This is a genomic window from Streptomyces sp. SID486 (genome assembly GCF_009865385.1).
Lineage (GTDB): Bacteria > Actinomycetota > Actinomycetes > Streptomycetales > Streptomycetaceae > Streptomyces.
In genome coordinates this window covers 1-8,654 of the sequence record NZ_WWJT01000177.1, presented here as the reverse complement: position 1 = coordinate 8,654, position 8,654 = coordinate 1, and the positions used below count along the sequence as shown (strand labels likewise).

Below are 8,654 nucleotides of genomic sequence, written 5' to 3'. Positions count from 1 at the left end.
CGCCGGACGCCCCGCCCGCTCCGCCCGCCCCGCCGGCCGCGGCGGCGGCCCCGGCGGCACCCGCTCCGGCGCCGCCGGCCACGATGCCGAGTGCCTTGGCGTACCCGGCGGCACCGAACCAGCCGATGACCGCGACCGGCACGACCCCCGGGATACCGTTCGCGACCTCTTCGATCTGCGCCGCCGCCAGCCGGCACCTGGCGCACTCCTCCAGATGCCTGCGCAGCCCCCGCTCGGCCCGGATGCGCAGCTTGCGGCGGGCGTAGGTACCCAACTGGTCGGCGTACCGCGCGCACTCCTCGTCGTGGACGAGGCTGTCGCTGACATGGGCCTGGAGGTAGGCCTGCTTCAGTCCTTCGCGGGCGCGGCTGGCGAGCACCCGGGTGCCGTTGGCGTCCAGCCCGAACAGGACGGCCACCTCGCTCGGGGACTCGTCCTCCACCTCGGTGTGCCACAGCACGGCCTGCCAGCGCTCGGGCAGCGACCGGAAGGCCCGCATGGCCATGGACTGCTCGGCCTCGTGCAGGGCGCGCACGTCGGCGCCGAGGCCCAGCGAGTCGTCGTCGGCCACCTCCGCACCCCGCGTGGCCTGCTGGGCGAAGAGGGCGAAGTCGTCCACGAGGTGTTCCCGCCGGGCCGACCTGGCCCAGTGCGCGGCGACGCGTCGTACGGAGGTCAGCAGATAGGCGCGTACGGCGTGCCGGGGCCCGGATCCGCCGCGCACCGCCTGCAGCATGCGGGCGAACACCTCGGCCGTGAGGTCGTCCGCGGTGTGGCCGTCCCGGCAGCAGGTGCGCGCATAGCGCCGCACCGCGTCGGCGTGCCGCCGGTACAGCTCCTCGTAGGCCGAGTCGTCGCCGGCGCGCATCCGCCCGATCAGCTCACCGTCCGCGGGAGGCACCTCCCGGGGCGGCGGCAGCACGCTTCCCTCTCGCTGGGCCGGCACGCTGCCGTCGGGGCCACCGCTGAGGTTGGGGCCACCGCTGCGGTCGGGGCCACCGGGGCCGTCGGGGCCAGCGGGGAGGCCGGAGGCGGGGCCGGGGGTCACCGGGCGCCCGCCCTGGCTCGGCACCTGCGGCGAGGTCAGCCCGCGGGCCTCCCGGTCCCCGTCGTCGTCACGCGACTCGTCCCACCCGTCAACGCCCATCGCGGACAGCCCCCGGCACCGGCCCAGCCCAACCCGTCACCGGGTCAGAGTGCCACAACGCCGTTTCGCGAAGGACCCCTTGAACACGGCATCCACCCGTCCGAGCGGACTTGCCCGCGACACCCCGAAAGCCCTTCGAACACCCCGTGCGCCCCGGCCGGGGGCGAACCCGGCCGGGGGCGAACCCCGGCCGGGAGGCCGCCGGACCTACGCGGGGCGGGACCGGAGCCCCTCCAGCAGGATGTCCAGCAACCGCGAGGACGCCGCCGCCTGCTGCGCCGCGTCCGGCAGGGAGGGCGCCGCCGTGGCGATCACCAGCAGCACGTCGCCCACGGACACGTCCGCCCGCAGCGCGCCGGCCGCCCGCGCCCGCTCCACCAGCTGCCCGACCACCTCCAGCAGCTCCCCGGCCCCGGCGTCGTCGGCCACCGCGGCCGCGTCCGCCACCAGCCGAAGCTCGCCACCGCCCGGCTGCACCCGCTGCTGAGGCATGAGCGCCTCCCCGACGGACCCGGCAGCCCCGGCCGCCCCGCCGAAATCAGCGGACACGACAGCGCTCTCCCCGGCCGGACCGGCGGAGCCGACCCGCAGCACCTGCGGCGGCAGCAGCCGCCCCGCGCCCGACGCCACGGACGTCCGCAGGAACCGCGACAGCGCCGACCACGGCTCGTCCTCCTGCCCGAGCGCCGTGCGCGCCTGCTCGGTCAGCCGCGCCGTCTCCTCCTCCGCGATCCGCCGGACCAGCACGTCCTTGCTGGGGAAGCGCCGGTACACGGTGCCCACCCCGACCCGGGCGCGCCGCGCCACGTCCTCCATCGGCGCGCCGTAGCCCAGCTCGCCGAACACCTCACGCGCCGCACGCAGCACGTGCTCCAGATTGCGCTGTGCGTCCACCCGCAGCGGAGCGGTACGCGCTCCGTCCGCGCGTCCACTGCCCACCGCCGCGCTCATCGCCTTGCCACCAGGCGCGACGGCAGCCGCAGATGCCCAATGCGTGTCCTGAACATGCATGTGTTTCCCCCGGAAATGACGTCTCCCCCCGGAGACTCCCCGCCACTGAGTCCGGAGTGTGCGGAACTGGCATCGGTCCCGACCGGTCCCGCCCGTCGCGGACCCGGCCGACCACATCCCCTACACCCCGTCGACACACGAACATAGTTGAGAGGCAGTCAATTCAGAAGGGGCAGGTTCCGCACAGTGCGCCCCCCGATCGGAGTACGGGGCGTGTACGTCCCGATTCCCTCCCTTCTCACCTTGTCGTCCATCCCTGCTGACCTGCCCCCTTTCGTCCTGCGGGAACACCGGGGCCGGACCCGCGCGCACCCGGTCGCCGGTCACACAAATTGCCGGGGCTGTGGACAAACAACAGCGCCGGGTGCGTCATGGGACGGTGAAGGAACGTGCGCGCATTCTGGTTGTCGGCGGCGGCTACGTCGGGATGTACACGGCCCTGCGTCTCCAGCGGAAGCTGAAGGCCGAGCTGAGGAGGGGAGAGGTCGACATCACCGTCGTCACTCCTGACCCCTACATGACGTACCAGCCGTTCCTTCCCGAGGCAGCCGCGGGATCGATCTCCCCGCGCCATGTCGTCGTGCCCCTGCGCCGCGTCCTGGACCGGTGCCACGTCGTCGTCGGCGAGGTGACGTCCATCGACCACGCGCTGCGCACCGCGGCCGTCACCACGCTCGCCACCGCCGACGAGGGCGGTGCCGCCGAACTCGTCGGCTACGACGAACTCGTGCTCGCCCCCGGCTCGGTCTCCCGCACCCTGCCCATCCCCGGCCTCGCCGAGCACGGCATCGGGTTCAAGACCGTCGAAGAGGCCATCGGCCTGCGCAACCACGTCATCGAACAGATGGACATCGCCTCCTCCACCCGGGACCCCGCCATCCGCGACGCCGCCCTCACGTTCGTCTTCGTCGGCGGCGGCTACGCGGGCGTCGAGGCCCTCGGCGAACTGGAGGACATGGCCCGTTACGCGGCGCGCTACTACCACAACGTCCGCCCCGAGGACATGAAATGGATCCTCGTGGAGGCCACCGACCGGATCCTGCCGGAGGTCGGCCCGGAGATGGGCCGCTACACCGTCACCCAGCTGCGCCGCCGCAACATCCAGGTGCTGCTCGGCACCCGCCTGGAGTCCTGCACCGACCGGGTCGCCGTGCTCAGCGACGGCCAGCGCTTCCCGACCCGGACGCTCGTGTGGACCGCCGGGGTCAAACCGCACCCGCTGCTCGACGCGACCGACCTGCCGCGCACCGAGCACGGCCGGCTGCGCTGCACGGCCCGGCTGACCGTCGACGGCACCGAGCACGCCTGGGCCGCGGGCGACGCCGCCGCCGTACCCGACGTCACGGCCGCCGAGTCCGGCACCGAGACCGCCCCCAACGCCCAGCACGCGGTCCGCCAGGCCCGGGTCCTCGGCGACAACATCGTCCACGCCCTGCGCGGCGAGCCCCTCCGGACGTACGCGCACAAGTACGTCGGCTCCGTCGCCTCCCTCGGCCTGCACAAGGGCGTCGCCCAGGTCTACGGCCGCAGGCTGAAGGGCTACCCTGCCTGGTTCATGCACCGCGTGTACCACCTCAGCAGGGTGCCCACCGTCAACCGCAAGGCCCGGGTACTCGCCGAATGGACGCTCGCCGGACTCTTCAAACGGGAGATCGTCTCGCTCGGTTCACTCGAACATCCCCGCGCGGAGTTCGAACTGGCGGCCGGTGGAAAGCCTCCTCACAGCCCCTCCGACGACCCGAAGGGGTCGTCCTGACCGGACTCAGGAACTACGCGGACCGTCCAGGCGTCTGACGGATGTCGCCGCGGCCCGCACCCTGCCAGACTGCCCCACGTCCTCGGACGGGCCACCCGCCCGCCCATCGCACCCACGAGGCTTTCCCCACAGTGAACTTCACGCGCTGGAGCGCCCGTCTCCCCGGAACGCAGCGCCGCGCCGCCGCGCGGACCGAGACCCCGGTCCCGCCGGACCGGCGGGGGGAAGGCTCCGTGCCCGCGGCCCGCGCCGAACGGACCGCCGACGACAGGGCCCCGGTGCCCGCCGTCGACGAACTGCCCGCGCGTGACGTCCTGGACCGCGTCCCGGCCCTCGTCGCCCTCGTCCACGGCCCCGACCACCGCATCGCCTACGTCAACGACGCCTACACGGCGGCCTTCGGCGCCCGCCCCACCGGCACACCCGCCCGTGACGCGCTGCCCGAGCTCGCCGAACTCGGTCTGCTCCCGCTCCTCGACCAGGTGCTGCGCAGCGGCAAGCCCCGCACCCTGAAGTCCCGCAAGGCCGTCGACGGCCGCTCGTACACCTTCACCTGCACCCCCGTCGCCGAGGGCGGCGACCGCGACGCCGGGGTGCTGGTCTTCGCCACGGACGTCACCGACCACGCCGAGGCCGCCGAACGGCTGCGCGCCAGCGAGAGACGCCAGCGGGAGACGGCCGTCACCCTCCAGCGGTCCCTGCTCCCGCAGGAGCTGGAACAGCCCGACGACCTGCGCATCGCCGCCACCTACCAGCCCGGCGGCACCGAGGCCGCGGTCGGCGGCGACTGGTACGACGTGATCACCCTCGGCGGCGGCCGGACCGCCCTGGTCATCGGCGACGTCATGGGACGGGGCGTGCGCGCGGCGGCCGTCATGGGCCAGCTCCGCACGGCCGTCCGCGCCTACGCCCGCCTCGACCTGCCCCCGCACGAGGTGCTCCAGCTGCTCGACGGCCTCGCCGGCGAGATCGACGCCAACCAGATCGCCACCTGCGTGTACGCCGTCCACGACCCGAACGAGGGCCGCCTGGTCTACGCGTCCGCCGGCCACCTGCCGATCCTGGTCCGCGACGAGAGCGGCACGGTCTCCCGCGCCGACGAACCCACCGGACCGCCGCTCGGCACCGGCGGCTGGATGCACGCCTCCGGCTCCATCGCCCTGGGCCCCGGCGCCACCGCCGTCCTCTACACCGACGGCCTGGTCGAGCGCCGCGACGCCGACCTGGACGAGGGCATCGCCAAGCTCGAAGGCGCCCTCGCCGGCGCCACCGGCACCCCGCAGGTCGTGTGCGACCGCCTGGTCCGCTCGGCCGGCGTCACCGCCGACCACGACGACGACGTGGCCGTCCTCGTCCTCCAGCACCCGGCGCGTACGGGCCCCGACGGCGACCTCTTCCGCAACGCGGCCCTGGAGCTCCTCGGCGGCGTCGAGGCGGCCCCCCGCGCGCGTGCCTTCGCCTCCGGCGTCCTCACCAGCTGGCGGTTCCCCGCCGAACTGCACGACCTGGGCGTCCTCGCCACCAGTGAGCTGGTGGCCAACAGCCTCCAGCACGGCACCCCGCCCATGCGGCTCAGACTCCGCCGCACCGACCGCCGGCTCATCGTCGAGGTCACCGACGGCGACGACCACCTGCCCAGACGCCGCCGCGCGGAGCCCGGCGACGAGTCGGGCCGGGGCATCGCGATCGTGGCGACGATCGCCTCGAGCTGGGGCTGCCGCCGCACTCCCGGCGGCGGCAAAGCGGTGTGGTGCGAGTTCGTGCTGCCGGGAACCCGGTAGAAGCGGGGCCCGGCACGCGGTCCGGCGGGACGCGCGGTGGCCGGGCGTGGACCAGGGGACCGCGGTCCGGTGCGGTCACGCGGTGGCCGGGCGTGGACCAGGGGACCGGGGACCGGCGGACCGGCGGGGACGCGCGGGGGTGGGCGCCCACCCAGGGGGCTTGTGCCCCTCACCGGTCAGGCGCACCCGGGGGCCGGGTGCGCCGGTGGCGGCTACGCGGCCAGGGATTCGGCCGGCGTCTCGCCGCGGGCGACGACCCGGCTCTTCGTGGCGAGCCACGGCCGGTCCTGCACCGCGGTGAGCTGCCGCCCCAGCCGCAGCGCCAGGAAGGTGATCCCCAGCGAGAACAGCAGGAAGGTCACGACGTACGGCCCGTGCAGCGAGGCGCCCAAGGGGCCGCCCACCGCCGGTCCGACCGCCAGCGCCAGCTGCTTGACCAGAGCGAACGCCGAGTTGTACTGCCCGGCCATGCCCTCCGGCGCCAGATCGGCGACCAGCGGCGCGACCGTCGGCGACAGCATCGCCTCACCCAGCCCGAACAGCGCGTACGTCGAGACGAAGGCGGCGGTGGCCATCTCCTGGCTGCCGTGGCCGAGCCCCGCGTACCCGGCGGCCAGCCAGGCCACGGCCCAGATCAGGCCGACCGCGGCGATGACCCGGGACCGCCGGCGCCGCTCCACGAGCTTCAGCACGGCGAACTGGGCGATCACGATCATCAGCGTGTTCGCGGCCAGTGCCGTACCCAGGGCGGAGGTGGATATCCCGGCGGCCTCGACGCCGTACGCGCTCAGCCCGGACTCGAACTGGCCGTAGCAGGCGAAGAAGAGCACGAAGCCCAGCACGCACAGCTGCACCATCGCCCGGTTCCCGAGCAGCTGCCGCCAGCTGCCCTTCGCCGACGCCGCCGGCGCGTCCTCCATACGGGGCGAGTGCGGCATCCGGACGGTCGCCATCACGACGACCAGCAGCAGGAACATCGCCGCCTCGATCGCGAAGAGCAGGGTGAAGGAGGACACGCGGGTGGTGTCCACGAGGTGGCCGCCTATGAGGCCACCGACGCCGAGGCCCAGGTTCTGCAGGAAGAACTGCATGGCGAACGCGCGCGAGCGGGTGTCCGCCGTCGAGCAGTCCACGATCATCGTCGCCAGCGCCGGGTGCATCACGGCCTGACCGGCACCGAGCGCCGCAGCGGCCAGCAGCACGGTCGTGGCGCCTCCCGCCAGGCCGAGGCTCAGCGCGCCCAGAGCGGCGGTCACCAGGGCGGCGAGCAGGACCGGCAGCGGGCCGCGCCGCACGATCGCCCGGCCGGCGAACGGCAGCACGATCAGCGCGGCCACGGCGAAGACGGCGAGCACCAGTCCCGCCGTCATGGCTCCCAGACCCCGCACCTGCGCCACATAGACGTACAGGTAGGGGACGGTGAAGCCGAGCCCGAACGCGCTGAGTGCGTTACCCACGTGGATCCGGCGCATCGCTGCGCCCATCGCCCTGGTCACGTTCACCTCTCTCACTAGTTAGACCTGAAGACTTCGAAGCTAAAGTTCGAAGCTAAAGAGTACACAGTGAAGGACTTCAAGGCAAAGGGGTCGCGTGCCATACTGCGCCCATGGCCGACACCCCCGGCGTCCCGGAGCCGACGCTCGAAGAACAGATCGCCGCCTACCAGCGCGAGTTCCAGGACCTCGACCCGCAGGTGGAGAAGGTCGTGTCGGCGCTGTCCCGGCTCAACCGCCGGATGAACGTCGCCTACGGCCGCCAGACCGCCGCCCTCGGCATCAGCAACGCCGAGTGGGAGGTCCTCAAGGCGCTGGTCCTCTCCGGCGCGCCGTACCGCATGGGCCCGAGCGAGCTGGCCAAGCGGCTCGGCCTCACGCCGGCCGCGATGACCCACCGGATCGACCGCATGGTCACCGAGGGTCTCGTCACCCGGGAGCGGGACGAGTCCAACCGCGTCCGGGTGATCGTGGAGCTGACCCCCGAGGGCCGCGAGAAGTGGCTGGAGGCCATGCGCCTGGCGACGGTCTTCGAGGAGGACCTGCTCCAGGACCTCACCCCCGCGGAGCGCGCGGTGCTCGGCGAGGTCCTGACTCGGCTCCTGCGCAGGGTGGAGCACGCGCAGCCGGACGCCGGCGGCCGGCTCAGCGACCTGGACTGAGCCCCGGAAAAAGATCTTGACACAGGGTGTTGACACGCCCCTGCGCGTTCCGTAGAGTTCTTCGGGTTGCCGCCGAGCCGTAACGGTTCTCCGGCAGCGCCTCAGCCGCTTCGAGCGGCACCCCTCAAGCCAACAGCACGACCCCCGGACGGGTTGTATTCGGCGTGCCCGAATTCAATTCGAATGGAAGCCCGGCGGCCCGATTGGGAATCGCCGAGCGGATCCGCTAAGGTTTGAGACGTCGGAACGGCCCAACAGCCGGGAAGGCAAACCCCCCTGACTGGGAGTCAGACGCCGAAAGGATCTGATAGAGTCGGAACCGCCGGAAAGGGAAACGCGAAAGCGGGAACCTGGAAAGCGCCGAGGAAATCGGATCGAGAAAAGATCTGATAGAGTCGGAAACACCGAAGGGAAGCCCGGAGGAAAGCCCGAGAGGGTGAGTACAAAGGAAGCGACCGTTCCTTGAGAACTCAACAGCGTGCCAAAAATCAACGCCAGATATGTTGATACCCCGTCTCCGGTCGTCACGATCGGGACGAGGTTCCTTTGAAAAAACACAGCGAGGACGCTGAGAACGGTCGGGCCTATTCCGCCTGACTGTTCCGCTCATCGTGGTGTCGTCCCGATTACGGGAAAACATTCACGGAGAGTTTGATCCTGGCTCAGGACGAACGCTGGCGGCGTGCTTAACACATGCAAGTCGAACGATGAACCACTTCGGTGGGGATTAGTGGCGAACGGGTGAGTAACACGTGGGCAATCTGCCCTTCACTCTGGGACAAGCCCTGGAAACGGGGTCTAATA

Annotated in this window: 6 protein-coding genes and 1 rRNA gene; 4 read left to right on the top strand and 3 right to left on the bottom strand. The window is 72.3% G+C overall.

The annotated features are described in order from the left end of the window. A partial coding sequence (locus tag GT045_RS08620) for a sigma-70 family RNA polymerase sigma factor (protein ID WP_202527541.1) occupies nucleotides 1-1,147 on the bottom strand: 1,147 nt, incomplete at its 3' end. Between the two features lie 207 nt (nucleotides 1,148-1,354). Beyond that, the gene (locus GT045_RS08615; RefSeq protein ID WP_161333810.1) at nucleotides 1,355-2,158 is read right to left on the bottom strand and encodes a helix-turn-helix domain-containing protein; all 804 of its coding nucleotides are present in this window, start codon (nucleotides 2,156-2,158) and stop codon (nucleotides 1,355-1,357) included. 379 nt (nucleotides 2,159-2,537) lie between these two features. On the opposite strand from GT045_RS08615, the gene GT045_RS08610 reads away from it, so the two are divergent. Then, entirely contained in the window at nucleotides 2,538-3,914 is a 1,377-nt protein-coding gene (locus GT045_RS08610) for an NAD(P)/FAD-dependent oxidoreductase (RefSeq protein WP_161333809.1), read from the top strand. A 131-nt stretch (nucleotides 3,915-4,045) separates the two neighbouring features. Continuing rightward, nucleotides 4,046-5,695 carry a SpoIIE family protein phosphatase gene (locus GT045_RS08605; protein ID WP_161294464.1) on the top strand — a complete coding sequence of 550 codons (1,650 nt, stop codon included), beginning with the start codon at nucleotides 4,046-4,048 and terminating at the stop codon, nucleotides 5,693-5,695. A 212-nt stretch (nucleotides 5,696-5,907) separates the two neighbouring features. Here the strand turns inward: GT045_RS08605 and GT045_RS08600 are convergent, their stop codons facing one another. Continuing rightward, nucleotides 5,908-7,179 carry an MFS transporter gene (locus GT045_RS08600; RefSeq protein WP_202527543.1) on the bottom strand — a complete coding sequence of 424 codons (1,272 nt, stop codon included), beginning with the start codon at nucleotides 7,177-7,179 and terminating at the stop codon, nucleotides 5,908-5,910. Nucleotides 7,180-7,301: 122 nt separating this feature from the next. Between GT045_RS08600 and GT045_RS08595 the strand changes: the two genes are divergently transcribed. Together GT045_RS08595 and GT045_RS08590 are read left to right on the top strand one after the other, a co-directional pair. After that, nucleotides 7,302-7,850 (top strand): MarR family transcriptional regulator, encoded by a 549-nt coding sequence (locus GT045_RS08595; RefSeq protein ID WP_161294460.1) that lies wholly within the window; start codon nucleotides 7,302-7,304, stop codon nucleotides 7,848-7,850. Between the two features lie 639 nt (nucleotides 7,851-8,489). Continuing rightward, nucleotides 8,490-8,654: ribosomal RNA gene (locus GT045_RS08590) — 16S ribosomal RNA — on the top strand; the annotation flags it as partial.